Annotated in this window: 31 protein-coding genes and 1 pseudogene; 8 read left to right on the forward strand and 24 right to left on the reverse strand. The window is 60.5% G+C overall.

Translation table 11 applies throughout. The features are described from left to right. Positions 1-146: 146 nt before the first annotated feature. The 4 genes from HU750_RS03040 to HU750_RS03055 form a co-directional block, all read right to left on the reverse strand. Entirely contained in the window at positions 147-2147 is a 2001-nt protein-coding gene (locus tag HU750_RS03040; RefSeq protein ID WP_186676551.1) for a peptidase U32 family protein, read from the reverse strand. Positions 2148-2386: 239 nt separating this feature from the next. Continuing rightward, a complete protein-coding gene (locus HU750_RS03045) occupies positions 2387-2767 on the reverse strand; it encodes a RidA family protein (protein ID WP_099429500.1) in 381 nt (126 codons plus the stop codon). Between the two features lie 144 nt (positions 2768-2911). Beyond that, entirely contained in the window at positions 2912-4156 is a 1245-nt protein-coding gene (locus tag HU750_RS03050) for a saccharopine dehydrogenase family protein (RefSeq protein WP_027594833.1), read from the reverse strand. A gap of 31 nt (positions 4157-4187) precedes the next feature. After that, positions 4188-5285 (reverse strand): carboxynorspermidine decarboxylase, encoded by a 1098-nt coding sequence (locus HU750_RS03055; protein WP_186676554.1) that lies wholly within the window; start codon positions 5283-5285, stop codon positions 4188-4190. Between the two features lie 202 nt (positions 5286-5487). Between HU750_RS03055 and HU750_RS03060 the strand changes: the two genes are divergently transcribed. After that, positions 5488-5946 (forward strand): metallophosphoesterase family protein, encoded by a 459-nt coding sequence (locus HU750_RS03060; RefSeq protein WP_186676557.1) that lies wholly within the window; start codon positions 5488-5490, stop codon positions 5944-5946. Between the two features lie 95 nt (positions 5947-6041). Here the strand turns inward: HU750_RS03060 and HU750_RS03065 are convergent, their stop codons facing one another. From HU750_RS03065 to yghU, 4 genes are all read right to left on the reverse strand, one after another. Further along, positions 6042-6959: a pyridoxal-phosphate dependent enzyme gene (locus tag HU750_RS03065; RefSeq protein WP_186676560.1), complete on the reverse strand. Its 918-nt coding sequence runs from the start codon at positions 6957-6959 to the stop codon at positions 6042-6044. Positions 6960-6974: 15 nt separating this feature from the next. After that, the gene (locus HU750_RS03070) at positions 6975-7667 is read right to left on the reverse strand and encodes a helix-turn-helix transcriptional regulator (RefSeq protein WP_186676563.1); all 693 of its coding nucleotides are present in this window, start codon (positions 7665-7667) and stop codon (positions 6975-6977) included. A gap of 73 nt (positions 7668-7740) precedes the next feature. Next, a complete protein-coding gene (locus tag HU750_RS03075; RefSeq protein ID WP_186676566.1) occupies positions 7741-9447 on the reverse strand; it encodes an amidase in 1707 nt (568 codons plus the stop codon). 137 nt (positions 9448-9584) lie between these two features. Further along, positions 9585-10424, reverse strand: coding sequence for a glutathione-dependent disulfide-bond oxidoreductase (gene yghU, locus HU750_RS03080; protein ID WP_099429495.1), 840 nt, complete (start codon positions 10422-10424; stop codon positions 9585-9587). A 197-nt stretch (positions 10425-10621) separates the two neighbouring features. Between yghU and HU750_RS03085 the strand changes: the two genes are divergently transcribed. Next, positions 10622-11668, forward strand: a complete 1047-nt coding sequence (locus tag HU750_RS03085) for an alpha/beta hydrolase family protein (RefSeq protein WP_186676568.1) — start codon at positions 10622-10624, stop codon at positions 11666-11668. On the opposite strand, the pseudogene HU750_RS03090 reads toward HU750_RS03085, so the two are convergent. The 8 genes and pseudogenes from HU750_RS03090 to HU750_RS03125 form a co-directional block, all read right to left on the reverse strand. After that, a pseudogene (locus tag HU750_RS03090) lies at positions 11630-12824 on the reverse strand (MFS transporter). The gene HU750_RS03085 and the pseudogene HU750_RS03090 overlap by 39 nt on opposite strands. A 150-nt stretch (positions 12825-12974) precedes the next feature. Continuing rightward, a complete protein-coding gene (locus HU750_RS03095; RefSeq protein ID WP_027594842.1) occupies positions 12975-14561 on the reverse strand; it encodes an ABC-F family ATPase in 1587 nt (528 codons plus the stop codon). Between the two features lie 20 nt (positions 14562-14581). Continuing rightward, on the reverse strand, positions 14582-15775 hold the full coding sequence (locus HU750_RS03100) for a tyrosine-type recombinase/integrase (protein WP_186676576.1): 1194 nt from the start codon (positions 15773-15775) through the stop codon (positions 14582-14584). 212 nt (positions 15776-15987) lie between these two features. Then, entirely contained in the window at positions 15988-16311 is a 324-nt protein-coding gene (locus tag HU750_RS03105) for a hypothetical protein (RefSeq protein ID WP_186676579.1), read from the reverse strand. Between the two features lie 56 nt (positions 16312-16367). Next, positions 16368-16679 carry a hypothetical protein gene (locus HU750_RS03110; RefSeq protein ID WP_099453623.1) on the reverse strand — a complete coding sequence of 104 codons (312 nt, stop codon included), beginning with the start codon at positions 16677-16679 and terminating at the stop codon, positions 16368-16370. A gap of 43 nt (positions 16680-16722) precedes the next feature. Then, positions 16723-17121, reverse strand: coding sequence for a phage protein NinX family protein (locus HU750_RS03115; RefSeq protein ID WP_099453624.1), 399 nt, complete (start codon positions 17119-17121; stop codon positions 16723-16725). Beyond that, positions 17118-17426 carry a hypothetical protein gene (locus HU750_RS03120; protein ID WP_099453625.1) on the reverse strand — a complete coding sequence of 103 codons (309 nt, stop codon included), beginning with the start codon at positions 17424-17426 and terminating at the stop codon, positions 17118-17120. Before HU750_RS03120 ends, HU750_RS03115 begins: the two co-directional genes overlap by 4 nt. Next, positions 17423-17677: a hypothetical protein gene (locus tag HU750_RS03125; protein ID WP_186676581.1), complete on the reverse strand. Its 255-nt coding sequence runs from the start codon at positions 17675-17677 to the stop codon at positions 17423-17425. Before HU750_RS03125 ends, HU750_RS03120 begins: the two co-directional genes overlap by 4 nt. 171 nt (positions 17678-17848) lie before the next feature. On the opposite strand from HU750_RS03125, the gene HU750_RS03130 reads away from it, so the two are divergent. Then, entirely contained in the window at positions 17849-18091 is a 243-nt protein-coding gene (locus HU750_RS03130) for a hypothetical protein (protein ID WP_186676583.1), read from the forward strand. 126 nt (positions 18092-18217) lie between these two features. After that, a complete protein-coding gene (locus tag HU750_RS03135) occupies positions 18218-18517 on the forward strand; it encodes a hypothetical protein (protein ID WP_186676585.1) in 300 nt (99 codons plus the stop codon). A gap of 133 nt (positions 18518-18650) precedes the next feature. Here HU750_RS03135 and HU750_RS03140 read toward each other — a convergent pair whose 3' ends face one another. Then, on the reverse strand, positions 18651-19742 hold the full coding sequence (locus tag HU750_RS03140) for a hypothetical protein (RefSeq protein ID WP_186676954.1): 1092 nt from the start codon (positions 19740-19742) through the stop codon (positions 18651-18653). A 76-nt stretch (positions 19743-19818) separates the two neighbouring features. Between HU750_RS03140 and HU750_RS03145 the strand changes: the two genes are divergently transcribed. Then, positions 19819-20067 carry a hypothetical protein gene (locus HU750_RS03145; RefSeq protein WP_186676588.1) on the forward strand — a complete coding sequence of 83 codons (249 nt, stop codon included), beginning with the start codon at positions 19819-19821 and terminating at the stop codon, positions 20065-20067. Here HU750_RS03145 and HU750_RS03150 read toward each other — a convergent pair. Continuing rightward, entirely contained in the window at positions 20055-20333 is a 279-nt protein-coding gene (locus tag HU750_RS03150) for a hypothetical protein (protein WP_238348871.1), read from the reverse strand. The genes HU750_RS03145 and HU750_RS03150 overlap by 13 nt on opposite strands. A gap of 198 nt (positions 20334-20531) precedes the next feature. Between HU750_RS03150 and HU750_RS03155 the strand changes: the two genes are divergently transcribed. Then, positions 20532-21116, forward strand: coding sequence for a RipA family octameric membrane protein (locus HU750_RS03155; protein ID WP_186676591.1), 585 nt, complete (start codon positions 20532-20534; stop codon positions 21114-21116). Positions 21117-21138: 22 nt separating this feature from the next. Here HU750_RS03155 and yejK read toward each other — a convergent pair whose 3' ends face one another. Continuing rightward, positions 21139-22158, reverse strand: coding sequence for a nucleoid-associated protein YejK (gene yejK / locus HU750_RS03160; protein WP_186676594.1), 1020 nt, complete (start codon positions 22156-22158; stop codon positions 21139-21141). Positions 22159-22258: 100 nt separating this feature from the next. Between yejK and HU750_RS03165 the strand changes: the two genes are divergently transcribed. Continuing rightward, on the forward strand, positions 22259-22504 hold the full coding sequence (locus HU750_RS03165; RefSeq protein WP_186676596.1) for a hypothetical protein: 246 nt from the start codon (positions 22259-22261) through the stop codon (positions 22502-22504). Here HU750_RS03165 and HU750_RS03170 read toward each other — a convergent pair. The 5 genes from HU750_RS03170 to HU750_RS03190 all read right to left on the reverse strand — a co-directional run bounded on the left by HU750_RS03170 (position 22501) and on the right by HU750_RS03190 (position 25582). Beyond that, a complete protein-coding gene (locus HU750_RS03170) occupies positions 22501-22851 on the reverse strand; it encodes a hypothetical protein (protein WP_186676598.1) in 351 nt (116 codons plus the stop codon). The genes HU750_RS03165 and HU750_RS03170 overlap by 4 nt on opposite strands. Positions 22852-22932: 81 nt before the next feature. After that, positions 22933-23478 (reverse strand): hypothetical protein, encoded by a 546-nt coding sequence (locus tag HU750_RS03175; RefSeq protein ID WP_186676600.1) that lies wholly within the window; start codon positions 23476-23478, stop codon positions 22933-22935. Then, on the reverse strand, positions 23475-23744 hold the full coding sequence (locus HU750_RS03180; RefSeq protein ID WP_085273453.1) for a hypothetical protein: 270 nt from the start codon (positions 23742-23744) through the stop codon (positions 23475-23477). The genes HU750_RS03175 and HU750_RS03180 overlap by 4 nt, the downstream gene beginning before the upstream one ends. A 19-nt stretch (positions 23745-23763) precedes the next feature. Then, positions 23764-24147 (reverse strand): response regulator transcription factor, encoded by a 384-nt coding sequence (locus HU750_RS03185; protein ID WP_085273452.1) that lies wholly within the window; start codon positions 24145-24147, stop codon positions 23764-23766. A 778-nt stretch (positions 24148-24925) separates the two neighbouring features. Next, positions 24926-25582: a LexA family protein gene (locus tag HU750_RS03190; RefSeq protein WP_186676608.1), complete on the reverse strand. Its 657-nt coding sequence runs from the start codon at positions 25580-25582 to the stop codon at positions 24926-24928. Between the two features lie 98 nt (positions 25583-25680). Between HU750_RS03190 and HU750_RS03195 the strand changes: the two genes are divergently transcribed. Continuing rightward, positions 25681-25881: a hypothetical protein gene (locus HU750_RS03195; protein ID WP_186676611.1), complete on the forward strand. Its 201-nt coding sequence runs from the start codon at positions 25681-25683 to the stop codon at positions 25879-25881. Positions 25882-26086 lie beyond the last annotated feature (205 nt).

The following is a 26086-nucleotide window of genomic DNA, read 5'->3' on the forward strand; positions in this document are numbered from 1 at the left end:
TGGCAGCACTTAAGATCTCGGATGCTGCCGCCGGCCTCTTCGCAGCACGAGGCTGCTCCTACAAGGGAGGGCGGTGGCAGTACCTAAGATCTCGGATGCTGCCGCCGGCCTCTTCGCAGCACAAGGCTGCTCCTACAAGGGGGCGATCAATGCGGTGCGCGCGGGATGGTCTTGAGCAGGTCTTCCGGGCTGATATGGCCAACTACTTGGGCCACCGCGCTGCCGGGGGTCGGCAGGTCGATGATGTGGCTTTTCATCTTGCCGACCACATGCATTTCACACGGTTTGCAGTCGAATTTCAGGGTCAACACTTCGTCGCCCTGAATCAGCTGCATCGGCGCCACCTTGGTGCGCACGCCGGTCACGCCCTTGGCCTGCTTGGGGCACAGGTTGAACGAGAAGCGCAGGCAGTGCTTGGTGATCATCACCGGCACTTCGCCGTGCTCTTCATGGGCCTCGTAGGCCGCGTCGATCAGCTGCACGCCGTGACGGTGGTAGAAATCGCGCGCTTTCTGGTTGTAAACGTTGGCCAGGAACGACAGGTGCGACTCCGGGTACACCGGAGGTGGCGTGGTTTCAGCTTTACGACCGCCGCGCGGATGCGCCTTGACCCGAGCAGCGGTTAGCGCCTCGATGGCTTCACGGCGCAGGGCCTTGAGCTGGGAGTTAGGGATGAAATACGCCTGTGGGGCATCCAGTTCGATGGCGTTGGCGTGGTACTGGGTGGTACCCAGTTGGCCCAACAGGTCGTGCAGTTGGTCCAGCGCCTGTTGCGGCTTGTTGGCCCCGCCGAACGGGCCGTCCAGGGCCACTTGCACGCTGACGCCTTCCTCGCTGCTGACAGTGAGCATCAGCCGCTGCTCGCGCAGCACCGCGTGCCATTCCACACCCACTCGGCGTTCGGCCGACGTGCGCTGCAAGGCCTGTTGCCAGTTGTGGTCGAGGTTGCGCGACAGCGGGTGATTTGGCCGCAGTTTGTACAGGCCGTCAGGCATTTCGTTGGGTTCGACGCGGTAGCGATAGCGCTTCTGGCCGTCTTCCTCGAATTCGCCACGGGGTTCGGCAATGTTGGCGCGGAACCCCACCACCTCGCGCTTGACCAGCACGTTCAGGCCGTCGCCGTTGGTCAGCGGCACGTCAGTGGTGACCAGCATGTCGCGTTTGTTGACCTTTTCCACGACGCCCACCGGCAAGCCGGTGAACGTTGGCGAGTCGAACGCGCCGATGTCGATCTTGCGGTCGCTGACGAAGTAGTCGGTGCTACCGCGGTGGAAGGTCTTGTCCGGGTCTGGGACGAAGAAGTGCTGGGTGCGGCCACTTGACGCGCGGGCCAGGTCCGGGCGGTCTTCGAGGATGGCGTCGAGCTCTTTGCGGTAGTGGGCCGTGATGTTCTTCACATAGCCCATGTCCTTGTAGCGGCCCTCGATCTTGAACGAGCGCACGCCAGCGTCGACCAGGTCGCGCAGGTTGGCGGTCTGGTTGTTGTCCTTCATCGACAACAGGTGCTTCTCGAAGGCCACCACGCGGCCCTGGTCATCCTTCAGGGTGTAGGGCAGGCGGCAGGCTTGTGAGCAGTCGCCACGGTTGGCGCTGCGCCCAGTCTGGGCGTGGGAGATGTTGCACTGGCCGGAAAAGGCCACGCACAGCGCACCGTGAATGAAGAACTCGATGGCGGCGTCGGTTTCGGCGGCAATGGCGCGGATCTGCTGCAGGTTCAGCTCACGGGCCAGTACCAGCTGCGAGAAGCCCGCCTGATCGAGGAACTTGGCGCGCTCCAGGGTACGGATGTCGGTCTGGGTGCTGGCGTGCAGCTCGATCGGTGGGATGTCCAGCTCCATTACCCCCAGGTCCTGCACGATCAAGGCGTCGACGCCAGCGTCGTAGAGCTGATGGATCAGCTTGCGCGCCGGCTCCAGCTCGTTATCGTGGAGGATGGTGTTGATGGTGGTGAACACGCGTGCATGGTAGCGACGGGCGAACTCGACCAGTTCGGCGATTTCGCTGACTTCGTTGCAGGCGTTATGGCGCGCGCCGAAGCTCGGGCCGCCGATATAGATGGCATCAGCGCCGTGCAGGATCGCTTCGCGAGCGATGGCCACGTCACGGGCAGGGCTGAGCAGTTCCAGGTGATTCTTTGGAAGGGACATGTCGTTATAGTTTCGGGCGGTCACGGTTTAGGCGGGCATTGTAGCGGTGAAACGGGCTGGTGGCATCCCTACGCTGCCCAGAGGCGGCGCGACCTGGAGGTGTAGGAGCGGCCTTGCGTCGCGAAAGGGTCGCGGAGCGGCCCCAGCTGTCTTTGTGAGTGCACCGAATCTGGGGCCGCTTCGCAGCCCTTTCGCGACGCAAGGCCGCTCCTACATGGGGCATGCATGAGCTGGCGTAATCAGCGTTTGGCAGCCATCGCGGTGACTTCCACGCGCATGCCTTCGACCGCCAGCGAGGCCACGCCAACGGCGGCGCGCACGGGCCATGGCTTGCTGAAGAAGCGCTGGTACACCTCGTTGAACGCTGCACGTTCAGCCATGTCGGTGAGGTAGATGGTCAGGTGCAGCACGCGGTCCATGCCGCTGCCGGCTTTTTCCAGGGCTACTTTCAGCGCCTGCAGGGTGCATTCGCTCTGCGCAACGATGTCGCCCAGCTCGAGGCTGCCATCGGCGCGGGTGGGGATCTGGGTGGAGACCAGCACACCGTTGTATTCGGCGACGTCGGACGAAATGGAATCGGCGTCCGGATCGGGGGTGTAGATGATATCTGTGTTTGCCATGGGCGCGTTTGCCTTGCTACGGAAGGAAAGCGGCAAGCGTACGCGAGCAGGCGGCAGGGGTCGAGTCGTTAGGGCGCTGCCGCAGGTACCACTGGCACATGCCAAAAAAACAGGGCGCCTGATAGGCGCCCTGTTTTGTGTTGCTTAGGCTTCAGCGTCCCAAGGACGATCGCCTTTCTCATCTTTGACGCGGGTCGGCAGGCCCATCACGTCCAGCGCCTTGAGGAACGGCTCGGCTGGCAGTTCTTCGACATTGACCATGCGCTTGGCATCCCACTCGCCACGGGCGACCAGCAGGGCGGCAGCCACTGGCGGTACACCGGCGGTGTAGGAAATACCTTGGCTGTCGGTCTCGGCGAAAGCTTCTTCGTGATCCGCCACGTTGTAGATGAACACTTCGCGCGGCTGGCCGTCCTTGGTGCCCTTGACCAGGTCACCGATGCAGGTCTTGCCGGTGTAGCCCGGGGCCAGGGAGGCTGGGTCTGGCAGCACGGCCTTGACCACTTTCAACGGCACCACTTCCAGGCCTTCGGCGGTCTTGACCGGTTGCTCGGAGAGCAGGCCGAGGTTTTTCAGCACGGTGAACACATTGATGTAGTGCTCGCCGAAGCTCATCCAGAAGCGCACGTTCGGCACGTTGAGGTTCTTCGAAATCGAGTGCACTTCATCGTGGCCGGTCAGGTACAGGTTTTGCGAACCTACTACGGGCAGGTCGTCGGTACGCTTGACCTCGAACATGGTGTTGCTGGTCCACTGGCTGTTCTGCCAGCTCCATACTTGCCCGGTGAACTCGCGGAAGTTGATTTCCGGGTCGAAGTTGGTGGCGAAGTACTTGCCATGCGAACCGGCATTGACGTCGAGGATGTCGATCGAATCAATGCTGTCGAAGTATTGCTGCTGCGCAAGTTTTGCGTAGCTGTTCACCACACCCGGGTCGAAACCGACGCCGAGAATGGCGGTAATGTTCTTTTCTTGGCACTCTTCGAGGTGTTTCCACTCGTAGTTGCCGTACCAGGGCGGCGTCTCGCAGATTTTGCCCGGTTCTTCGTGAATCGCGGTGTCCAGGTAGGCGACACCGGTATCGATGCAGGCACGCAGCACCGACATGTTGAGGAAGGCAGAGCCCACGTTGATCACGATCTGCGATTCGGTCTCGCGGATCAGTGCTTTGGTCGCCTCGACATCGAGGGCGTTGAGCGAGAAGGCCTGGATGTCGGCGGGTACCTTGAGGCTACCCTTGGCCTTGACGCTGTCGATGATGGCCTGGCATTTGGAGATGTTCCGCGACGCAATGGCAATACGACCGAGTTCGTCGTTATGCTGCGCGCACTTGTGGGCCACCACCTTGGCGACACCTCCTGCACCAATGATAAGAACGTTCTTCTTCAATTTATCCCTTGCTCCTTACTGAAAGCCGGTCTTACGACAGGCTGGAAACGTAGTCTTCGAAACCGAACTCGCGCACCACCTCGACACTGCCGTCGAGCTGCTTGACCACGATGGATGGCATTTTTAGACCGTTGAACCAGTTTTTCTTGACCATGGTGTAGCCGGCCGTGTCGATGAACGACAGGCGGTCGCCAATGGCCAACGGACGATCGAATTGGTACTCGCCGAAGATGTCACCGGCGAGGCACGATTTGCCGCAGACCATGTAGGTGTGCTCGCCATCGTTGGGGGCCATCTTGGCGTTGAGGCGGTAGATCAGCAGGTCGAGCAGGTGCGCTTCGATCGAGCTGTCGACCACGGCCAGGTGCTTGCCGTTGTACAGGGTGTCGAGCACGGTCACTTCCAGCGAGGCGCTGTTGGTGATGGCGGCTTCGCCCGGTTCCAGGTACACCTGCACGCCGTAGGTTTGCGAGAAGGCTTTAAGGCGCGCGCAAAACGCATCGACTGCATAGTCTTCACCGGTGAAGTGGATGCCGCCACCGAGGCTGACCCACTCGACCTTGTGCAGCAGGTGGCCGAAGCGCTCTTCGATGTGCGTGAGCATCTTGTCGAACAGGCTGAAGTCACCGTTCTCACAGTTGTTGTGGAACATGAAGCCGGAGATCTGCTCGATGACCTTCTCGATCTTCTCCGGGTCCCACTCACCGAGGCGGCTGAACGGGCGTGCCGGGTCGGCGAGCAGGTAGTCGGAGCTGCTGACTTGCGGGTTGACGCGCAGGCCGCGGACCTTGCCTTCGGACTGTTCGGCGAAGCGTTGCAGTTGGCCGATCGAGTTGAAGATGATCTTGTCGCAGTTCTCGAGCATTTCCTCGACTTCGTCGTCGGCCCAGGCAACGCTGTAGGCGTGGGTTTCGCCTGCGAATTTCTGGCGGCCGAGCTTGAGCTCGAACAGCGACGAAGAGGTGGTGCCGTCCATGTATTGCTGCATCAGGTCGAACACCGACCAGGTCGCGAAACACTTGAGGGCGAGCAGCGCCTTGGCACCGGACTTCTCGCGCACATACGCGATCTTCTCCATGTTGCCCAGCAGCTTGGTTTTATCGATGAGGTAGTACGGCGTCTTGATCATTTAAAGGCCCCCGGCAAGGCCGGCCAAAAAAAGGACACGCATTGTGCCTTCACTCGCTACAGATCGAAAGGGCGAGATGCGCTTTTCGTCAGGCCCGCTGGAATTTTCCCAGGTGCGTGAGGCTCATTAGAACAGGCCTGTGTGACTATCTTGATCTCACGAGAGTTTTTTCTATCCACCCCATTGGACCAGGAACGCAGGCATGAAAATTGGCGTGATCGCCGACACCCACGGTTTATTGCGCCCAGAGGCGGTTGATGCGCTGGTCGGTTGTGCGCTGATCGTGCATGCCGGTGATATCGGCAAACCGGACGTACTGGAGGTGCTGGAGGCACTGGCGCCGGTACGGGTGGTGCGCGGCAACAATGACCTGAAATGGCCTTGGGCGGCGGACTTGCCCGATCAACTGAGCTTCGACATGGGGGGCTTGCAGGCACTCCTGGTGCATGACATCGCCGATGTGCCGGCCAAGCTCGATGAAGCTGTGCGAGTGGTGATCACCGGGCATTCGCACAAGCCGCTGATCGACTGGCGGAACGGGCTGCTGTACCTGAATCCCGGAAGCGCCGGGCCGCGACGGTTCAAATTGCCCGTGACGGTGGCGGTAATTGAAATAGAGGGAGAAGCGTTAGTCGCCAACATCATTCCCTTGCTCGATTGACTGCCCCGGCCCCTTCGCGGGCAAGCCCGCTCCTACAGGTCAGAGTTATTCCTGTGGGAGCGGGCTTGCCCGCGAAAGGGCCGGAACAGGTAACCTCAATCGACCTGCTTCAACCAATCCTGAATCTGCGCCAGTGTCGCCGTGGCGCCCCCGCAAACCACTATCAGCACATTGTTGTACTCGGCCAATTTCTTGGCTTCGTAAGCTACCGCCAATGCAGCCCCACACGCGGGCTCCACCAATACCCGATGATCGAGCAAGAATCGCTCGCAGGCTTCCAGCGCGGCACGGTCGCTGACCAGATGGTTGTGCAGCGGATGGTTACGCGCGCATTCCAATGCCTGATCAGCAACGCGCTTCGCACCCAGGGAGGTGGCCACCGAGGCGAGGCGCTCCAGTTCAACCGGGTGGCCTGCTTGCACCGCTGCGTGCAGCGAGGCGGCACCGGTGGTTTCCACTGCCAGCACGGGTACATCATCCCAGCCATTGCGTGTTAGCCCTTCGACTACGCCACTGAGCAATCCGCCTCCGCCGACCGACAGCACCACCGCATCGGGTTTAAGCCCGGTGGCGGCAACTTCGTCGATCAGGCTGGCATGTCCGGCCCAGAGCAATGGGTCGTCGAAAGGGTGAATGAACGCATCGCCGCTGCCGAGCAGGGTCTGGGCCAGCTCGTTGGCCTCCTGCCAGGAGCTGCCATGCACCACCACCTTGGCGCCTTCAAGGCGCAACAGTTGCTTGGCGCGCTCGGTGGTGGTCTCGGGTACCACCACGGTCACCGGTACCCCTAGTTTGCGGCCGGCATACGCCACCGCCAGCCCGGCGTTACCCCCGGACGACGACACAAAATGGCGCGCGCCCCTGGCATGGTGGACTTCGCAGGCATGGCCCACGCCACGCAGCTTGAACGAACCACAAGGCTGCACTGCCTCAAGCTTGAGCCAAACGGTACAGCCTGACGCCAGCGAAAGCGGGCGGGATTCGATCAGCGGCGTCTGTATATGCAAAGTCATCGTTAGCTCCAAGCGTCAGTCTTCACGAGCCGCTGCCGGCTGTTCGCCACGCAACTGCTCCAGGTAGTTGTAAACGGTGTAGCGGGTCACCCCAAGGGCGCTGGCAGCCTTTTCCACGCCGCCTTTGACGATGAACAAGCCACGCTCCTGCATGACCCGCACCGCGTCGACCTTGGCCTGCTTGGTCATCCGGCCTTGGCCGCTGCGTTGCAGCGCGCCCTGGATGATTTCGCTCATCAATAGCGCCATGTCGACGGGTTCGCTGACCGCTGGCGAGTCGCTCAGGGGCTGTAGCTGCTGCAGAAAATTCATCGCAGCGTCCAGCCCCGTAACGTCGGTATTGATGCAGAGGCTGGCGAACGGGTGGCCGGTGCTGTCGCGGAAAATGGCCGTGGCGCTGCGCAGGGTGCGGCCCTTGAGCGTGGTCGGGTAATCCGGCAAGACTACAGGCGCACAGCCGCGCTGTTCCACGGTGGCCCGCATCAGGGCCTTGAAGCCTAGGTCCTGTTCCGGCGCGGCGAGGATTGGGCTGCCGACCACACGGCCAGAAAGGTGGCCGTTGACGATTGCCACCACGGAGTGTTCCGGGTGGTCAAGGTCGTGCAGGAGGATTTCCATGTTGCGCGCGGCAACGCTGCCCAAAGCCTGGATAGCGGCCTTGAGAACGGTGAGGGTGAGCTGACGTTCTTCAGGGGGAGAGAGCGGCATGAATGCATCGCCAAATTCAACGGTTTGTGCATTTTTACACAATACGTTGAAAATGGCGATGTGAGGGGCGCGTTTACTTGCCGAGTGCTGGCGTACGCGGTGGAATCATGCGGCGCGAGCCAGTGGCCTCGAAGGCCGCGGCGAAGCTCAACAGGTGATTGTCGGTATAGGCGCGGCCGGCGAACGTCAGCCCCACCGGCATGCCGATGTCAGCCATTACGCCCATGGGCACGGTGACGGTCGGTACGCCCAGGTGGCGGATCGCAAGGTTGCCGTTGGCCACCCAAATGCCGTTGCTCCAGGCAATGTCGGCCGAAGCTGGGTTGACGTCAGCATCCGCTGGCCCTACGTCGGCCACAGTCGGGAACAGCACCGCGTCCAGGCCCAGGCTGTCCATCCAGTCTTCCAGGTCCAGCTTGCGGGTCTTCTCCAGACCGCGCAGGCCGTCGGGCAGGGTTTCGATCTGGTCCCAAGTCTTCAGGCCGCGCTTGGCCATGTTGACGTATTCGTCCATGCCTGCGGCCAGGTCGTCCTCACGGTTGGGCAGGGTGCCGGGGTCGTGCGGGAAGATCTTCGGCCCATCGACATCGGCCAGGCGGTTGAGCTTGGGGTCGTCGTTGGCCCGCAGGAAGTCGTCAAAGGCCCAGCCCGACAGCTCCCACAGTTCGTCATGGAGGAATGCCTTGCTGACGATGCCGCGGTTGTACACGGTCGGGGCGCCAGGGCGGTCGCCTTCGCAGTTGGAGACCAGAGGGAAGTCCACTTCGAGCACTTCGGCACCTGCCGCTTCCAACGCATGGCGCGCTTGTTGCCACAGGTCGATGACGCTGTCGCGGGTGTTGATGCGCTGGCCGGTTGGGCCACCGATACCCGGCTTCTCGGAGGTGCCAGCTTCTGGGTCGGCATTGATGTACATGCGCGGCACGCCAAAGCGTTTGCCCTTGAGCGCGCTGGCATCCACAGCCAGGTCCAGGTACGACGCCGGGCGCACCGAAGAGGCGGCCGGGATCGGTACCCAAGGTTGCAGGCGCCACAAGTCGCCGCGCTTGTCGGCGTCGTCGGCAACCACCACGTCGAGGATTTCCAGCAGGTCGGCCATGGTGCGGGCATAAGGCACCACCACGTCCATGGTCGGGGTCAGCGGCCAGTTGCCACGCACCGAGATCACCCCACGCGAAGGGGTGTAGGCGCACAGGCCGTTGTTCGATGCAGGGCCACGGCCACTGGACCAGGTTTCCTCGGCCAGGCCAAAGGCACTGAAGCTGGCGGCCGTCGCGGTGCCGGCACCGTTGGACGAGCCAGAGGCGAAGGGCGCAGTCAGGTAGGCAGCGTTGTATGGGCTTTCGGCGCGGCCATAGACGCCCCGCTGCATGCCACCGTTGGCCATGGGCGGCATGTTGGTCTTGCCCAGGCACACGGCACCGGCGGCGCGCAGGCGCTCGATGGTGAAGGCGTCGCGCTGGGCGACCAAGTCTTTGAAGGCCGGGCTGCCGGAAGCCGCAGTCAGGCCCTTGACCAGGTAGCTGTCCTTGGCTGTGTAGGGGATGCCGTCCAGCGGGCTCAGGGGCTGGCCCTTGGCGCGGCGGGCGTCGGAGGCTTCAGCCTCCTTCAGTGCGTCTGGGTTGCGTACCACCACGGCGTTCAGTGCGGTAGCGGTGTCGGCGCCATCGTAGGCGTCGATGCGCGCCTGGTAGGCCTTGACCAGCTCGACCGCCGTCGTGCGGCCCGACTCGAGTGCGTCGCGCAGCTCGGCAATGGAAACCTCGGTTACCTCGATCATGCGTTCACCAAAAAGTTTTGCAGGTGGGGGCTAGTGCGAGGAGTGTACAAGAAGGCATTGCCGGACGCAGGTTTGCGCAGGGGCAAATGGTTTTATGCAGGCGAGCATTGTCGGGGCCGCGAGGCGGCCCCGAACGGTCAATCCAGGTCGGCCGCCGAGTGCCGTTCTGGTACTTGGCTGGCTTCATCGCCCCAGGTGCGATTGACCCGTGACCCACGTTGCACGGCGGGCCGCTGGGCGATCTCTTCGGCCCAACGCTGCACGTGGGTGTATTCGTGCACCGCCAGAAACGTTGCTGCGCCATAAAGATTGCCGCGCACCAGCTCGCCATACCAAGGCCACACGGCGATATCGGCGATGCTGTATTCATCGCCGCCCAAGTAACGGCTTTCGGCCAGGCGGCGGTCGAGCACATCCAGTTGGCGCTTGGCTTCCATGGTGAAGCGGTTGATGGCGTATTCGAACTTTTCCGGGGCGTACACGTAGAAGTGGCCAAAGCCGCCGCCCAGGTAAGGCGCCGCGCCCATCTGCCAGAACAGCCAGTTCAGGCTTTCGGTACGTGCAGCGGCAGACGTGGGCAATAGCGCACCGAACTTTTCCGCCAGGTACAACAGGATCGAGCCCGACTCGAATACCCGTACCGGTGGCTCGACACTGCGGTCGAGCAGGGCAGGGATCTTCGAGTTGGGGTTGACCTGCACGAAGCCGCTGGAAAACTGGTCACCCTCGCCGATGCGGATCAACCAGGCGTCGTATTCAGCGCCGCTGTGGCCCAGGGCGAGTAACTCTTCAAGGGCTATGTTCACCTTCACGCCATTGGGCGTGGCCAGCGAATACAACTGCAAGGGGTGCTTGCCCACTGGCAGCGCCTTGTCATGGGTCGGGCCGGCTACCGGGCGGTTGATGCTGGCGAACTGGCCACCGGAGGCTGCGTCATTGCGCCAGACCTTGGGTGGGGCGTAAGGGTGCTTGCTCATGCAGGGTGCTCCTTCAAGGTCGCGAAAGGGTCAGGTAAAGCGGTTGACCTGCATCTATGCCATGGGTTCTCGGAAAAGCGCAATTGCATTGGGCGCGGGCGTTGCGTGCATGCAGGGTTTCATCCAGTTTTCATCTGCCCTTGGCGTCGGCGGCTCTATGCTGGCGCTATCTCTGACCCTGCTCGGAACGGCTGGCGATGAACATCCCTCGCAGCGTGTTGGCGCTGGTCCTGCTCGGCGGCCTGTTGGCCCACGCCCAGGCCGCGCCTTGGGTCGCCGGCCTGCACCACATGACCCTGGCCGACCCTGTCGATGATCGCCCGATGCAAGCGTTGGCGTTTTACCCGGCGACAGGTGTGCCCCATAACATGCGCATCGACGGCTATCCGCTCGACGTCGCCGAAGAGGCGCCGGTGGCCCTGGGGCAGTTCCCTTTACTGGTGCTCTCCCACGGCAATACCGGCAGCCCGCTGGCCTTGCATTACCTGGCCACCGCGCTGGCACGGCAGGGTTTTGTGGTCGTGGCGGTGGTGCACCCGGGGGACAACGCCCGCGATCACAGTCGCCTGGGTACCTTGAGCAACCTGTATGGCCGGCCGCTGCAAGTCAGCGCCGCGATCACGGCTGCCCGTAACGACGCGCTGCTTGGGCCCTACCTGAATGATGGCAAGGTAGGTGTCATCGGCTATTCGGCCGGGGGCGAAACGGCGCTGATCGTCTCGGGTGCGCAACCTGACCTGGACCGCCTGCGCCAGTACTGCCTCGAGCGCCCCAGCGATGGCGACGCCTGCAAGACCCATGGCGTGCTGATTGCCGACCGCAGCGAGCTGGCACCGAAGGCCGATTCACGGGTGGGCGCGGCGATGCTGATGGCGCCGCTGAGCCTGCTGTTTGGCCGCCATGCGCTGGCCAGTGTGCACATCCCGGTGCTGATCTACAGCGGCGACAGCGACCAACTGGTGGCCGTGGACCGCAATGCCGAAGCGTTGGCGCGCAAACTGCCCGTCACGCCGGATTATCGTCTGCTGGCCGGCGCAGGGCATTTTGTGTTCATGGCGCGCTGCGACGAAGAACAACACGCCCGTATGCCGGCGCTGTGCAAGGATGCCGAAGGCGTTGACCGCCGCCATATTCATCACTCGCTGCAACGCGACACCGCAGCGTTCTTCAGCCAGGCCCTCAGCGCACCGCTACTGGATGAGCGCTCAGCTGCGTCGGCTGCGCCGCGCCAGAAGCAGCGTTAAGCCAACGCCTGCCAAGGCGAGCAGGGCGGCAACGCAGAAGATAGAGGCATAGCCCAGGTGCACTGCCACCGCGCCCATCACCGGGCCGGCGATGGCCAAGGCCATGTCGAAAAACACTGCGTAAGCCCCCAGCCCAGCGCCGCGGCTGCTGCTAGGCACCTGCTTGATGGCTTCTACGCCCAGTGCCGGGTACACCAGCGACAAGCCAAACCCTGTGAGCCCGGCACCCGCCAAGGCCCAAGGCGGCGAGGGTGCCAGCCACAGCAGTCCCAGGCCGATCACTTCGGTGGCCATGCACACCACTGCCACGTTGTAGCCGCCAAACCGGTTGACCGCATTGACGAACAACAGCCGCGAAATGATAAAGCACACGCCGAAGGCGCTCAGGCACCAGGCTGCACCGGCCCAGCCACGTTCCAGGTAATAGAGGGTGACGAACGTGGTCAGCGTGCCATAGCCGATCGACGCCAGTGTCAGCCCCAGGCCACAGGGCGCAACGCGGCCGAACGCAGACCAGAAGGGCAGCCGCTCGCCCCGTACCACCACCACGTCCGGGCGTTTGCGCAGCACCAGCATGGCCAGCAGCGCCAGCACCAGCAAGGTTGGCCCCAGCACGCTGAAGTCCAGGCCATCCACGGCCAGCACGCCGACCGGTGCACCAATGGCGATGGCGCCGTAAGACGCGATACCGTTCCACGAGATCACCCGGGCGGTGTGCTCCGGCCCAACCTGGCTGATGCCCCAGCTCAAGGTGGCCACGCCGATCAGCCCTTGGGCGATGCCCAGCAGCAGGCGCCCGCCCAGCAATAGCGCCAGGCTCAGTAACGGCACGCTCAGGGTCCAGGCCGACAACAGCGTCAGCACCCCGCAACTGGCAATGCCGAGCAAGCCGAAACGAATCGCCTGCTTGCCGCCCAGCGTGTCCGCCACCCGCCCGGCAAAGGGGCGGCTCAGCAGGGTGGCCAGGTACTGCAGGCCAATCGTTATCCCGGCGACAACCGCGCCGAAGCCCAACTGGTCATGCACATAGCTGGGCAACACCGCAATCGGCAGGCCGATGCAGAGGAAGGCAATGAACGTGTAGAAGACGATCGACAGGATCTGCAGGGTGACGTTGGAGGTATTGCTGGCGGGGGGCGGGCTGTTGCGCGGTCATGGGCTCTTTCGCGGGCGGGCGGTTGGGCGTTGTTTCATCATGGCCGTTGCGCGAAGGAAATGAAAGCAGGCTAACGAATTATTCCGGGTGAATGACCCATCCATGGGATCCGCCTGGTCAACTCAACGCGACCAGGCGGAGCGCACTACATCAGACCACGACGCCCTGGCTACGCAGGTAGTCGTCATAGGTGCCGCTGAAGTCCACGACACCGTCCGGCGACAGCTCGATGATGCGGGTGGCCAGCGAGGACACGAACTCGCGGTCATGGCTGACGAACAGCAGCGTGCCTGGGTAGTTTTCCAGCGCCAGGTTCAGTGCTTCGATCGATTCCATGTCCAGGTGGTTGGTCGGTTCGTCCATCACCAGCACGTTCGGTTTTTGCAGGATCAGCTTGCCGAACAGCATGCGGCCTTGCTCACCACCGGAAATCACCTTCACCGACTTGAGGATCTCGTCGTTGGAGAACAGCATGCGCCCGAGGGTGCCGCGAATCACCTGCTCACCGGAGGTCCACTGGCCCATCCAGTCGAACAGGCTCAGGTCGTCCTCGAAGTCGTGGGCGTGGTCCTGGGCGTAGTAGCCTACTTCCGCGCTGTCGGTCCACTTCACCGAGCCCGCATCCGGTGTCATTTCGCCAACCAGGGTGCGCAGCAGGGTGGTCTTGCCGATACCGTTGGGGCCGATGATCGCAACGCGCTCGCCAGCTTCGACAGTGATGTCGAAGTTCTTGAACAGAACCTTGTCGTCGAAGGCCTTGGCCATTTTTTCGACCACGACGGCCTGACGGTGCAGCTTCTTGGTCTGCTCGAAGCGGATGAACGGGCTGACCCGGCTCGAGGGTTTGACCTCGGCCAGCTGGATCTTGTCGATCTGCTTGGCGCGCGAGGTGGCCTGCTTGGCCTTGGAGGCGTTGGCCGAGAAGCGGCTGACGAAGGTCTGCAGCTCGGCGATCTGGGCTTTCTTCTTGGCGTTGTCCGACAGCAACTGCTCGCGCGACTGGGTCGCGGCGGTCATGTACTCGTCGTAGTTGCCTGGGAACAGGCGCAGCTCACCGTAGTCCAGGTCGGCCATGTGAGTGCAAACGCTGTTCAGGAAGTGCCGGTCGTGGGAAATGATGATCATGGTGCTGTTGCGCGCCGTGAGGATCGTTTCCAGCCAGCGGATGGTGTTGATGTCCAGGTGGTTGGTCGGTTCGTCGAGCAGCAGCACGTCCGGGTCCGAGAACAGCGCCTGGGCCAGCAGCACACGCAGCTTCCAGCCCGGTGCCACTTCGCTCATCGGGCCGAAGTGCTGGTCCAGCGGAATCCCCAGGCCCAGCAGCAGTTCACCGGCGCGCGATTCGGCGGTGTAACCGTCCATCTCGGCGAATTCGGTTTCCAGCTCGGCGACGGCCATGCCGTCTTCCTCGGTCATTTCTGGCAGCGAGTAGATACGATCGCGCTCGGCTTTGACCTTCCACAGCTGGCCGTGGCCCATGATCACCGTATCGATCACGGTGAATTCCTCGTAGGCGAACTGGTCCTGGCGCAGCTTGCCGAGGCGGGTGTTTGGCTCGAGCATGACCTGGCCACCGGACGGCTCAAGGTCGCCGCCGAGGATCTTCATGAAGGTCGACTTACCGCAACCGTTGGCGCCGATGAGGCCGTAGCGGTTGCCGTTGTTGAATTTGACGGAAACGTTTTCAAACAGCGGCTTGGAGCCGAACTGCATGGTGATGTTGGCGGTGGAGATCAAAGGGCTTACCTATCAGTAACTTACGACGCTGGGCTTTCAGCTGATACCGATTTGATACCAATCTTGAGTTTTTCCAGCTCGCTCCAGTCAGAGCTTGAGTTAAGCCAACGGGCATACGTCGACAGCAGCATCTGCACGCTGTGACCCAGCTGTTGGGCGATAAATGCGGGGTTGAGGCCGGACATTAAGCATATTGTCGCATAGGTGTGACGGCAGTTGTATGGGGGACGACGCCTGATCCCCAATTCATTGAGCACAGGCACCCACTGCTTGTGGAGGTCGGACGTCTGTTTCACGTACTTGGCGTTCTTCGACGGCGGGAACAGGAACGGCGTTTCGGTCACCGCCCCCTTACCATCTCTGCGGCGATCCGCGTATTGCCTGGCGAACTGGATAGCCCGTAAGGCCCTATCGTTCAGCAGCACGAAACGGTCCCGGCCGGTTTTCGTCCTTTCCTCCACCTCGCCCAAGGCGACGGTCCTCTTGACGTGCACCGTCTTTCTTTCCATATCGATCACATCCCACCGTACCGCCAAAGCCTCCGACAGGCGGAGGCCGGTGAAGAACATGAACTCGAACAGAGCGGCATAGATCAGGCTAGGCCAGTGCTTGTGCTGATACAGCTTGTCGATGATGGAATTGGCTTCCGCAAGGCTGAATGGGTCGATCTCCTTTTTCGACCTTTTCGGTAGTTCGATCAGCTCGGCGGGGTTCTTAACTAGCAAGCCCTCCCGGGTCGCTGCCGCAAGGATCGTCGATAATCGGGTAATCGCATTGCGCTTCACGTTTGCCGAGGTCCATTCGGTTTCAATGATGACGCGGCGGAGGAGATTGGTCGTGATCAGGTCGACACGGACCATGGCCAGTCGCGGTACCCAGTAGAGGTTCAGGGCGCTTTTGTAGTTGTTGTGCGTACCTTGAGTGATTTCGCGGCTGTCCAGCCAGAGCTGAGCATATTCGCCAAAAGTCGGCTTACCGCCGACCGCAGCTTGCGAGCTTGGAAACAGCTCGGCGTATTTGTCTGGATCAAGCAGCCCGAGCTTGTTGAGGCTGGTTACCTGATCGCGAAGGCTGGATGCAGCCTTGATCCCTTTTTGTGTCGGGGGATAGGGGAGCGTTTCGCATCGACGGATACCGTCCCATGTGAAACGAATGCGGAGGGAGTTGCGGAAGATTTCGACCCCACGGGGTAAACCCATTGGCTTTCCAGCCATTCGTCATACCTCTTTTTGCTGTAAATGATCCGGCCGCCGTGCTTCATCCAGACGCCCGCGGGAATCTTCCCATCCAGGCGTCGGTGTTCTAGGGAGCGTTTAGTGCAGCCGATGAGTTCGGCCATTCGCTGCTCAGTGACCTTGTCTACGTCACTGGTGCTCTCGATATCCATGGGATGGTCTCCACGCCGCCGGTGGCGGCAGGTTGGTGGTCAGTCGACCTGGTAGTAGACGTAGCAGTTGACGCCCTGGTCCTTGAGCGACTTGTGCATTGCCTGCACGCCCGCGCTGTGCTGGTTTCCCTGGCCTGGCCAAGGTGTGTCCAAGTGGACGCCTTGCTGGTGGTAGCGGCTTTTCTTCTGGACGTAACCGGGCAACCCCTGCAGTTGGCTGGGCCGAAGGCCTGGCACCGGAATCACTACGCGGTCCAAGTTGGCGCTGCCGCCGTCGTCGGTGCACGCAGCCGCTGCGGCTTTGCCGGCCTCGATCGCAATGCGGACCTTTGCAGGCAGGCTCGAGAGTTCATCTTTCGTCATGGCGATAGCTCTCCATGCCCGCGCATGTCGGCGGGCTTGAGTAGTAGGGGGAGGGGTTACTTGATGCGGTCGAAGAAGTTGCCGCCACGACGCTGATACGAGAGCCCCGACCAGCGGGAAGCGGCGCTGCCGGCCTGACGGATGCATACGGCATCCGCCGCATAGCCTACATGCAGAACTTCGTCGCCGGCGGCGCTGCTGAGCACGATCATGGCTGCGAGCGGTTCGTGCTCGACCTCGTTACCCTCGATGTGCTGGGCGATGGTCCGAAACCAATCGGCCAGCCTCTTGCGCTCGGCTTGGTTGGCCGCAACCTGGTTGTTGTGCAATCGGCGGGTGGTGGGGAACTGGAAAACTTCGGCTGTCATCTCGGCCCCCTGTAGATCAGGTAGGCCATGTAGGCGAGGGCGATCATGGCATCAGCTCCTTGGGCACCTGGACGGTATCGCCGAGCTTGGCTTTGACCAGGCCTCGACAGAAGGCAATTAGCGCAGTTGGGCCGTAGCACCAGAAACCGGTCCTGCCTGGCCCAGAGCTGTAGCGGAAGTTCGCGTCGGCGAGGTGGGCCTCGTAGTGCAGCCCGCCGTTGTGCTTGTCGATCAGCGGGCCGCCCTGGTCCCAGTTAGTGGATGGTCGAAACCCGAAGCCTTCGGATGCGCCGCGGGTGCTCACGCTGGTGAATACGCCCCGGGGACTGATAATCGTCAGGTGGTTTTCGGTGTCTTGCTTGTAGCCTTCGGCCATGGCCACCGCCCAGTCCAGCGGCGCACCGATTAGGTTCGATACCCTCACTTCGATCAGGTCGGTCATGGCGCCACCTGCTTGGCCTTGGCCGCTTTGGCGCGCTCGATGTTGCCGAACTTGCTCTTGCGCTGGATATCCTTGAAGGTGCGGCAACCGGACATGAACAGGGTTGAGGTCAGGTCTTTACGGCTCCGACCAACTTCCATGATCCCTTTCACACCGTGGCGGCAGAGCACGTATGCACTCTTGTAATCGCCACTGCGCAGCATCGTTGTGTAGAACGCCAGGCGCATTGCCAGGCGCCAACTGTCGCTGTCGTCTGACGGGCGCATGCGACGGGTGTAAAGCTGACCTTTACGATACTTGCTCACAGCTGATACCTCTCATCAATCCAGCGCCCTGGCGCCAGTGCGGGTGTAGGTGCGTTGTCCTGCTGTTCGTGCGGGGAGAGCTGGCGCTCGTTGCCGGCCTGCAGCAGGCTGTCGGGGATACAGCTGATGCCGACCCCGTTGAGCAGGTAGCAGGTAACGCCGCGTTGGCTGTCGTGCTGCACGTCGATGACGTTTTCGGTTGCGCTGGCGCCGGTGGCCAGCAGCAGGAGGCAGAGGGCGAGGCGGGCCATCGGCAACGGCCATCTAGGTCGGGCAACAGCGTTGAATCGGGCATAGCTCCTCCTCGCCGCCATTCGGCGGACAGTTTAAGATCGATGGAAATAAGTGAGACCAGGGGAGGTCCATCAGGCAGAAGTCTTGGAAGACTCAAATCCTTGCTGTGCAAGTTGGATGGAAAGACCATGCCGGATATAGAAAAAAGATATCGCGCTTACAAATTGCTGCGTGAGCTGGACGCGCTCACCTCAACCACCATGAATCAGGTAGCTTACGGACGCTTGGGAGGGCCAGAATGGCAAGCAGCATGCGACGCGCACCGCGCTGCATTCAATGCTTGGATTGAATTTGCCGATTCGCTTACAGACGAAGCGAGAGAGGGTGGGTTGGTTGTTCTTGATCACAATAAAACCTCTACAAAACCATAAATTTGTATAAGTTTAATGCCGGTTGTCGCTTAGTTTAATTTTCTGACTTACGTCACTTGAAGTTTTTTCTGTGCGCATTAATTTGGCTTTCTAATGGATGAAAAATAACGATTGGAGGAGGGTCATATGCGAGTTCGTGGAAATGTGTTTTGGAATTGGGCAGACCCAACGCTTCACCACCGCACCCATGACGAGACGCTCGACGACGGCACGCACATTGATGTCCAGGTGAGGCTTTCAACAACAGGTCAGACCCAGATGTTCATCGGCGTCTATGCACCCGAAGGAATGGCCTTGCACGAAGAGGCGTTCGATTCCCGTCCCGGCGAATCGATGACTCGTGCAATGGCCTTGGGTGTAGGGCTGGCGCGCCGGATTGCTACCGAAGGAATGCCCGCCATCACAGCCAAAGCTTCTGCAAGGTAAGGTTGTTTCCACCCCGGGGCTGGTTCAGTCAGTGAAATCGAGTCAGCCCCTTCCGGCCGCCATATCGCGGCAGTGAATAGAGGGGAGAGGGGTTACAGCTGGGTGGAGTACAAATGTGCTCCAGTCAGGATTGCTAGATTTTCAGCTCAGTCGCGCCGCTGCAAGCATCGCAGGGTCGATCAGTTGGTTGTTCAATCTTGCAGGGCTGGCACGACCAGATGGGAGCGCTCGGCTCTGCGCTGGCGGATAGGGCGGCGTCTATGCTCGATCCCCAGTCGCGCAGCAACTGTTCAGTAGGCATGACGCACCCATTGCAATGGTCGGCTATCTCACCCAACAGCAAACTCCACTTGGCCAGCTTGGCGCGCAGGTCGTCAATGTGCTTGAAATCCGCCGCGACTTGGGCTTCATGCTCGGCACACGCGCTCTTGCATTCAGCGAGCGCTTCGCGCAGCCGCTCGACCTCTGCGCTCGCATTGAACTCATTACGCCGCGCCTCTTGCAGGTCCAGGCGCAGGGCGTTGGCATCCCCTATATGGACCGGATCGCCAATGGTTCGCCTATCGATGAAATCGGCAATGTCGGCAAGGTATCCGGTAGCGATTGACGCCTGACCATTGGAACCTGCTACAAGCCGACCGACGAACGCCTTGATATCTCCTAGTGCGTTCTTCGCATGCTTATGGTTTAGGGCGTTGGTGTCAGCACGCGACCTCTGGCGCTCAGCCTCGCCAGGATCGGCGTGGGTGTAGAGCGGCACGCTGTAGGAGCTGGTGTCCAACCCCTGTTGGTCGCTTATGGCCTTGGCCTTTGCGTGCAAGGCGCTAACGCCGCCCTCGGTCATGAACCAGACTGGCTCGCCTTGGTGCGCCGTCATCGGTCCTAGGCCAACAACAGGAAGCCCCATCGCCGCCGCATCCCTCTCTGCCTCTTCTTTGGTCCACCAGATGGCAGTACCAACCATCCAGGCTATGGGCTCGGGGTGGGGCTGCGGGGCTGGCGCCTGCCCAGCGATCTGCGCGACTCCAATCCGCAGGTGCTGGCGAGCTTGGGCATGTGCCATTTCGTGAGGCGTGGCTTCCCGAACCGAGTAGGGCAGGCCTCCATTAATTTTCCTGAACACCCAGCCGTAATGGCTGAGTTTCTTGTCCATTTGGATTAGGTGCAGGCCGTCGTCGCAGGCTATCCAGCCGTCGGCGTCGTTGGATCGGTTTTCTGTGGGCATGTTGATGTCTCGGATCCTGGAATTGAGCGACTCCCCGTGCTTTCCTATTGGCTCAGTTCACAATAGGAGCACTGCCGTGGGTACGAAAGTTTTTGGGGAGGCTTTTATTTGGTCGGGCGCCTCACAGTTGCAGGGCGGCTATTACCCGATCTTGAGTGTTCAGCGGGGTGAGGAGAGGCCTGCATATGCCGTGATCAGGTCGCCCAGCTATCCCACTCTGGAGGAGGCTCATCGAGTAGCTATGGATGCAGTCGAGAAGGTCGAATCGGTGAGCGATCAAAATGTAATCACATTGAAAGGTGGTCAGAAGCTTCAGGCCGCGTGACTTGCGGCCTGGTAGTCGGACCATCCGATCTTCGGCATTTTGGTCTTTGGATTGATAACCGGCTTCCCCTTGGCGTCGACCATCGCGCAGCGAGCGCGAATGCGCAAATCGCGGCACTCGCTGTGCTTTATTGCCAGTTCGATGAACTGCTGTGCGTACTGAGGGGCGTCGAATAGATTGCTCAGTTGTTTAACTCGCTCGCCGCTCATGAGCTTGTCAGCGTATTTCGCGACTGCCTCTTCCCATTGGACTGGCGTCAGCTGCAAGGGGGGGGGCGCCAGGCTTCCCCGGCTTGCTGGTTTTTACGCGCTTCTTGGCTTCGGCCAGCGCTACATCACGGGTCATGCCGAACACTGCGAATGTGCTCATAAACGGACTCCTGCGCCTTGCTGACGCTTGGTGATGGCAAAATGAATGCAATTAGTGTTTTCTACTGCGCGGCATGACGCCTAAAGGGATACGAAATGAAGCCGGGAGATGTTGAGTTGACCCAAACGAACGAGCCTTTGGCAGCCGCCAAGCGTCTTTACGAGCAGTGCATTGAGATAAGAAATTTCGAGATTGGCCAGCTTGCCAACAGAAACAACTTCCTAATGATTTTTCAGGGTGTCCTTTTCGCGGGACTGGTTCAGTCAGTCGGGTCATTCCCAGTGGTCTCGTTCATGGCTTGTGTCACTGGTGTGATCGTTTCTTGGTACCAGACACAGATCGCGGCGGGAGCCAAGTACTGGCAAGAGCATTGGGAGCATGAGCTTAAAGAGGCAGAGCTTCGATTGATAAAGCTGCTTAATGAAGCTGGCGATCGAGCTCCAGTAGAGCTGTTTTCCAAGAACCCGAAGCAAATCAAAGCAGATGTTCAATCTCGGCTTGAATCGGGAACTGGAAGTCGAATCATTCGAGGCCTCATACTTGAGAAGTACTCTGTCAGCCGAGTTCCCATCAAACTCGGCTTATCCCTCATGGCTGTTTGGGCAGTTTTGCTGCTTTGCACAGTCAACTTTGGATGGTGTATTACGGTCCCGGACTTCATTACGGGCTTCAAGCGTTAGGTAGCTCAATTTTTGACCTGAGCTAACCGTCGAAGGAAGTTGCTGTGCGCTTCAGCTGAGTCATAAGTTGCGTCGGAAGATTCTTGATGGTCAGGCTGGCGCTGTCCTGATCGAACTCAACGCGCTTGCCGAGCAGGTGCGCTTCGAAGCTGATCGACATTCCCTCGGCGCGGCCGGTGTAGCGGCGGTACTGATTGAGGGTTCGCTTGTCAGCGGCGAAGCTCTCGGACATCCCGTAGTCGCCTGCCTGGATGAACTCGGCGAAGGTCTTTGGCCTGTCTTCGTTCAGCACCTCGGAAAGCTCGTCCAGGCGGACCGGCTCGCCAAGCTTGTCTTGCGCCTGGGCATAGGCCACCAGGTGGTGGCCCTTCTCGCTGGCAGTGTCGTCGGGCAGGTCTTCAGCCTTCACGAAGTCGGCGAAGGCCTTGAGCAGGGTTCGGGTTTCGCCTGGGCTGTCGATCCCTTCCTGGCAGCCGATGAAGTCGCGGAAGTAGTCCGAGGCTTTGCGGCCGTTCTTGCTCTTGATGAACGATATGTACTGGCGCGATGCTGGGTTGTTCTTCCATTCGCTCAGGTTGATGCGGGCGGCTAAGTGCAGCGCGCTGGTATCCAGGTGGTGCGATACCGACACGGTTAGGTCATCGGCAACCGAGATCGTCTCGACCTGACGCAGGATGGCGATCGTCAGGTAGTCGGTCAGCCCTTGCTGATACAGGGCGAACAGAACATGGCCGCCAACTGCCAGGTTTGATTCCTCCATGAGTCGCGTCAGGTGCTCCACTGCGGTGCGGGTGAAGTCGATGAACTGCATGTCGCCGCTGACTACCTTGGCTAGCCAGCCACTGAGAGGGTAAGCGCCGGATTCGCTATGGAAGAATCCCCAGGCCTTGCCGGTCTTGGCGTTGTAGCCGTCGTTAACATCGTTCACCAGGTTCTCGATGGCGCCGCTTTCCGGCAGGCTGGCGCTGGCCATGTGCAGGGCCGCTGGGCTGCCGTCCGGCTTCTTATCGATGAAGTGCATCACTGCGTGGCGAATGGGCATGAGTGTTCCTCCGTGGCCGGCTGGCGGCATGGTGGCAATTTGGTTGGGGATGGGGTATTACGGGTGACCGGCATGGGGTCGGAAATTCGGAGAGAAACAGATGAGTCACGGTTTTGAAGGGGATTACAACAATGATGTTCTTGCTCGCATGCTCGACATTTCAGTTGAGGATGTTGAGAACTACGTGACGCTGGATACGAATGAGAGCGATGAAGGCCAGCTGTACAGCTACGTGGCTATTTTTGATCGCTCTACTCCGCAGCATGTGCTTGAAGCGGCTGGCGCTGAGGGTAGCTACTCCGTTCAGCTGAGCGTCAACATCTTCGACGAAGAAGAAAGAGACTAATCAGGCGGTACGATTTCATCGCCCGGATCTCGCCGAAGGTCGCGCAGGCTCTGTACTTCGAACTGACGCGCTAGTTTTGGAGAGATGTAAAAGGCTGGCGCGTCAGGTCTTTCAAGGCGACGCGCCCGCTCTTCAGGATCCTGCGCGATCCACGACAAGGCCAGGTCCTGCCAGAGTTCCTGCACCTGGTCGTAGCCATGCTGCTCGATCTCTGCAGCTATGGCGGCCTTGATCCCTTCTGGCATGTTGAAAAACACCTTCTCGATTCCCAGCTTCTTCGCCTGGGCCTTCTGCCGGGCCCGGTAGTCCGCAGAGTGTTTCGCGACACCGGTCTTTTCCTCGGCCATCGCTGGTACCTCCCAAGCCGCTGGGCGGCAGATTGATGTGCTGCTGGCGCCGGCCATGCCGGACGCGCGCGGTGATGCGTTTCATGTTGTGTTGGCTTCTCGCTTTTCGGCGGTGGTCGGGAAGTTGATCTCGAACTCACGCAGCAGCCGCTTTAGCTGCTTGTCGGAGATCTTCATCAGCCGCACCACCTGATATCTGGTCATGCAGAGGTTGCGGTAGGCGATGATCTGGTCCGCTTTGTCCCTGTCGGCAGCCGGGTCGCTGAGCTTCTTGCCCAGGTTGCCCTTGCCGCGCCTTGGATCTGGCTTGAATTTGAATTGGCCGTCCAAGGCGTAACGGCTCAGGCAGCTCAATGACAGGCCGGTGTATACAGCGGCTTCGGCATAAGTCATGCGCTTCGCCAACTCGCGCACTTCTTCAATGCGCATCTGGCGTCTTTCAGTGCGGGTGTTCAGCGGAGCGGCTTGCGCTCGTGCCGGCTCAAGATCACGGTGCGCGCGCCGCGGCACATAGCCTTTGGTCGGCAGGCTTTGCACCTGGCCGCCGTCGAGAAAGAAGCTGTCGATGCTCGCATTGAGCTGGGCTAGCACTGCACTGCGCTGGTCTTGATTTGGGCTGCCGATCATTGAAGTCCGCCTCCCTTGCTCGCCGCACCTGCCTCCATCGCGTTAACAAAGCGCATGACGGCCCGATAGGTGAAGGCGTAGCCCTGAACGGCGCCAGTGGAGATCTCCACCACATCCCATTTTCCGTCCTTGCCCGATGCCTGGTACCGCGGTGCGGGCTGGTTGACCTTGGCGTGCGCCTCGGCCCTCACTGACTTACTGCGCTCGAGCAAGGCCGCGAGCACGGCAAGCTTCTGCTCGAAAGCAGGGTGCATTGCTGTCTGCATGGGGTGATCCTCGGTAGGGTCAGGCGTGGTACTCGAAGGCCTCGGCCTTGCGAACGATTCGAACTTGGGCGGTGCGGCGCTCCGGCGCGCGGCGGTCGCGGCGCATGGGGTCGCTGTCGTTGATCACCGCATGCATGGCGATGAGGCCGGCGAGGGCGATGCAGAGTGGGCTGATGATCTGTTGGCGCATGGCCTTGGTGACCGCTTCGATGCGGCGGCCGGCCTCCAGCTTGAACAGCGCGGCCTCGATTCGGTTGGCCACGGTGCCTGGGCTGACCGCCATCTGGCGGGCGATTTCTTTGGTGGTGAGGCCCTGGGCCACCCACAGCAATGCTTCGAGCTCACGGGGAGCCAGCGCCTTGCCGAGCTGGCCAATCCATGACCCGCAAGTGATCGTTTCCATGAAGTGTCCTCGGTGGGCTGCATTGGTCGTGACGCTCGCTGCCGAGAACCTCCCGGACCAGGGGAGGGCGAACGTCACGACCAATTCAGCCGACTTAATGTTTATCGTGGTGATGTTTAAGCGAGTTAATGTTCACTGGGGTGAGCTTTAAATAGCGTTCCCGGCCTCGCTACTGGCGACAGGCCGGGGTACTGCGTCAGCGGTGATCGTTCGAGCTCAGCCGCCGATGGCCTTGCTCTCAGTTCGGTTGGCCTTGAGCTTCCCTATCACCTCGTGTCGATCGGCCTCGGCGGGGTGTTCGCGGGGTAAGGTGTTCACTGCACGACTGCCGACTGCAGCTCTGCGGCCCGTTGGATGGGGCAGTCCGTCGTGGGTTGCCGGTCCGGGTTCCGGCTGGGCTTACTACTTCATTGGCTGGTCCCTCCTATGGTTTTTGATCCGCTCCACGCTCATCGCCGGGTTTCCCCACCACTGCCTGCTGCAGCTACTGGCTACGCATCAGGTGGCTCGCATGGTTTGGCGTCCTCCCATGGGGGAGTCCGGCAGCTATCCAGAGGCTGCGTGGTCGACGACTTAGCTTGTCCCGACCCAGGTAATGGCCTGGGTGCGTCGAGGTGGTCACGTCTGGTTGTGTAAAGAGCGGGTTCCGTCGAGCGCTATGCGTTTCGATGGCTGAACTATACGAATCCTCATAAATCGAGTCAATACGATTCCGCATAAATTTATGCAAGGTACGAAAAAGCCCGCGCAGGGCGGGCTTCAGTTCATTTGGGTAAAGTCAGAGCATAAAGATAGATTTGGGCATCTTGCCGTCCACGACGGTCCCTACGATTTCCCAGGTGTCATCTATGGGCTTGATGGGGTAGGCAGAGTTGAGTGGCTTGAGATATAGCTCTCCGGCATCCCGTACCAACTGCTTGAAGGTCGCCTCGTTGGTGTCAATCATTCTGGCGACAACGAACTGGCCTGGCCGTGGTTCGATGTCGGGGGCAACCAAGATCAAGAAGCCCTCTGGGAAGGAGTGTCCGGTTTGGCTCGTCATGGAGCTTCCAACTACCTTCAGCCAGAACGCATCCTCGCCCGCCCACACGTCGGAGGTGTGTCTAGGGCATGAGGAAATATTGCCCACTTCAAAAGCCTCTCTCGCATTGCCGGCCTGAACCCAGCTGATTTCTGGGTAGGCAAAAGATCTGTTTGGCTGCAATGCAGCAGTAATGTTGGAGTCATCCGAGGCGGCAGACCCGAACATCAACCAATCCGGTGATACACCAAGGGCCTTTCCAAGCCCCTCAATGGTGCCACGGCGCGGGCTTGAGCTTTCTCCAGATAGGATTCGGTTGATAGTGGGCTGAGGAACCTTCGACTGCCTGCTCAGCTCGCTTTCGCTGAGACCTAAGTCTTTCATTTTGGTCCTAAGCCGATCGGCAACACTCATAACCTTTCCCATATGCGTGGACGTATCAGCGCAATTCTATTGCATAGACCTATGCTTGTTCGTATGATCAGCAATGCGAAAACTCATAGGAAATTCCCATGACAGTTCAAGAGATGTTGAACCGTTTGTTTCAGCTTGGGCTGTCGCAGGCGGATGTAGCCAGGCATTGCAGTACCACGCAGCCGACCATTTCACGGGCTTCAAACGGTTCTGCCGTTCGCTACGAGCTTGGCAAGTCGATTGAAAAGCTGCTTGAGCAGCGTGAGCGTGAAGTCGCCGCTGCGGACGTAGCAGCCTGAATCGGCGCTGATGGGGTAATTCTCAGTGATCTGGCATAGCGCCACTAGATGATCGAAACACCTGCGAATCCATCCAGTAGCGGAATCGCAGGCGAAAAAAAACCGCCTGGCAGGGCGGCTTTCTCTACAGCAAGTAACGAGGTTGATTATGCACTCAGCAACGGATGCTAGCAACACCGCACCATTGTTCGCTTCACACCTGAAA

Origin of the sequence: Pseudomonas sp. SWRI50 (genome assembly GCF_014269095.1) — a bacterium.
GTDB lineage: Bacteria > Pseudomonadota > Gammaproteobacteria > Pseudomonadales > Pseudomonadaceae > Aquipseudomonas > Aquipseudomonas kermanshahensis.

Bases quoted from the DNA above. Each gene is read 5' to 3' on its own strand.
- HU750_RS03155 (WP_186676591.1), top strand. From the start codon at position 20,532: ATGAAGCCGGGAGATGTTGAGTTGACCCAAACGAACGAGCCTTTGGCA.
- HU750_RS03185 (WP_085273452.1), bottom strand. From the start codon at position 24,147: ATGGAAACGATCACTTGCGGGTCATGGATTGGCCAGCTCGGCAAGGCG.
- HU750_RS03165 (WP_186676596.1), top strand. From the start codon at position 22,259: ATGAGTCACGGTTTTGAAGGGGATTACAACAATGATGTTCTTGCTCGC.
- HU750_RS03190 (WP_186676608.1), bottom strand. From the start codon at position 25,582: ATGAGTGTTGCCGATCGGCTTAGGACCAAAATGAAAGACTTAGGTCTC.
- HU750_RS03055 (WP_186676554.1), bottom strand. From the start codon at position 5,285: ATGATCAAGACGCCGTACTACCTCATCGATAAAACCAAGCTGCTGGGC.
- HU750_RS03140 (WP_186676954.1), bottom strand. From the start codon at position 19,742: ATGCCCACAGAAAACCGATCCAACGACGCCGACGGCTGGATAGCCTGC.
- HU750_RS03040 (WP_186676551.1), bottom strand. From the start codon at position 2,147: ATGTCCCTTCCAAAGAATCACCTGGAACTGCTCAGCCCTGCCCGTGAC.
- HU750_RS03135 (WP_186676585.1), top strand. From the start codon at position 18,218: ATGCGAGTTCGTGGAAATGTGTTTTGGAATTGGGCAGACCCAACGCTT.
- HU750_RS03045 (WP_099429500.1), bottom strand. From the start codon at position 2,767: ATGGCAAACACAGATATCATCTACACCCCCGATCCGGACGCCGATTCC.
- HU750_RS03170 (WP_186676598.1), bottom strand. From the start codon at position 22,851: ATGGCCGAGGAAAAGACCGGTGTCGCGAAACACTCTGCGGACTACCGG.
- HU750_RS03065 (WP_186676560.1), bottom strand. From the start codon at position 6,959: ATGACTTTGCATATACAGACGCCGCTGATCGAATCCCGCCCGCTTTCG.
- HU750_RS03195 (WP_186676611.1), top strand. From the start codon at position 25,681: ATGACAGTTCAAGAGATGTTGAACCGTTTGTTTCAGCTTGGGCTGTCG.
- HU750_RS03115 (WP_099453624.1), bottom strand. From the start codon at position 17,121: ATGACCGACCTGATCGAAGTGAGGGTATCGAACCTAATCGGTGCGCCG.
- HU750_RS03180 (WP_085273453.1), bottom strand. From the start codon at position 23,744: ATGCAGACAGCAATGCACCCTGCTTTCGAGCAGAAGCTTGCCGTGCTC.
- yghU (WP_099429495.1), bottom strand. From the start codon at position 10,424: ATGAGCAAGCACCCTTACGCCCCACCCAAGGTCTGGCGCAATGACGCA.
- HU750_RS03175 (WP_186676600.1), bottom strand. From the start codon at position 23,478: ATGATCGGCAGCCCAAATCAAGACCAGCGCAGTGCAGTGCTAGCCCAG.
- HU750_RS03110 (WP_099453623.1), bottom strand. From the start codon at position 16,679: ATGACAGCCGAAGTTTTCCAGTTCCCCACCACCCGCCGATTGCACAAC.
- HU750_RS03075 (WP_186676566.1), bottom strand. From the start codon at position 9,447: ATGATCGAGGTAACCGAGGTTTCCATTGCCGAGCTGCGCGACGCACTC.
- HU750_RS03125 (WP_186676581.1), bottom strand. From the start codon at position 17,677: ATGGCCCGCCTCGCCCTCTGCCTCCTGCTGCTGGCCACCGGCGCCAGC.
- yejK (WP_186676594.1), bottom strand. From the start codon at position 22,158: ATGCCCATTCGCCACGCAGTGATGCACTTCATCGATAAGAAGCCGGAC.
- HU750_RS03085 (WP_186676568.1), top strand. From the start codon at position 10,622: ATGAACATCCCTCGCAGCGTGTTGGCGCTGGTCCTGCTCGGCGGCCTG.
- HU750_RS03130 (WP_186676583.1), top strand. From the start codon at position 17,849: ATGCCGGATATAGAAAAAAGATATCGCGCTTACAAATTGCTGCGTGAG.
- HU750_RS03060 (WP_186676557.1), top strand. From the start codon at position 5,488: ATGAAAATTGGCGTGATCGCCGACACCCACGGTTTATTGCGCCCAGAG.
- HU750_RS03070 (WP_186676563.1), bottom strand. From the start codon at position 7,667: ATGCCGCTCTCTCCCCCTGAAGAACGTCAGCTCACCCTCACCGTTCTC.
- HU750_RS03100 (WP_186676576.1), bottom strand. From the start codon at position 15,775: ATGGCTGGAAAGCCAATGGGTTTACCCCGTGGGGTCGAAATCTTCCGC.
- HU750_RS03105 (WP_186676579.1), bottom strand. From the start codon at position 16,311: ATGACGAAAGATGAACTCTCGAGCCTGCCTGCAAAGGTCCGCATTGCG.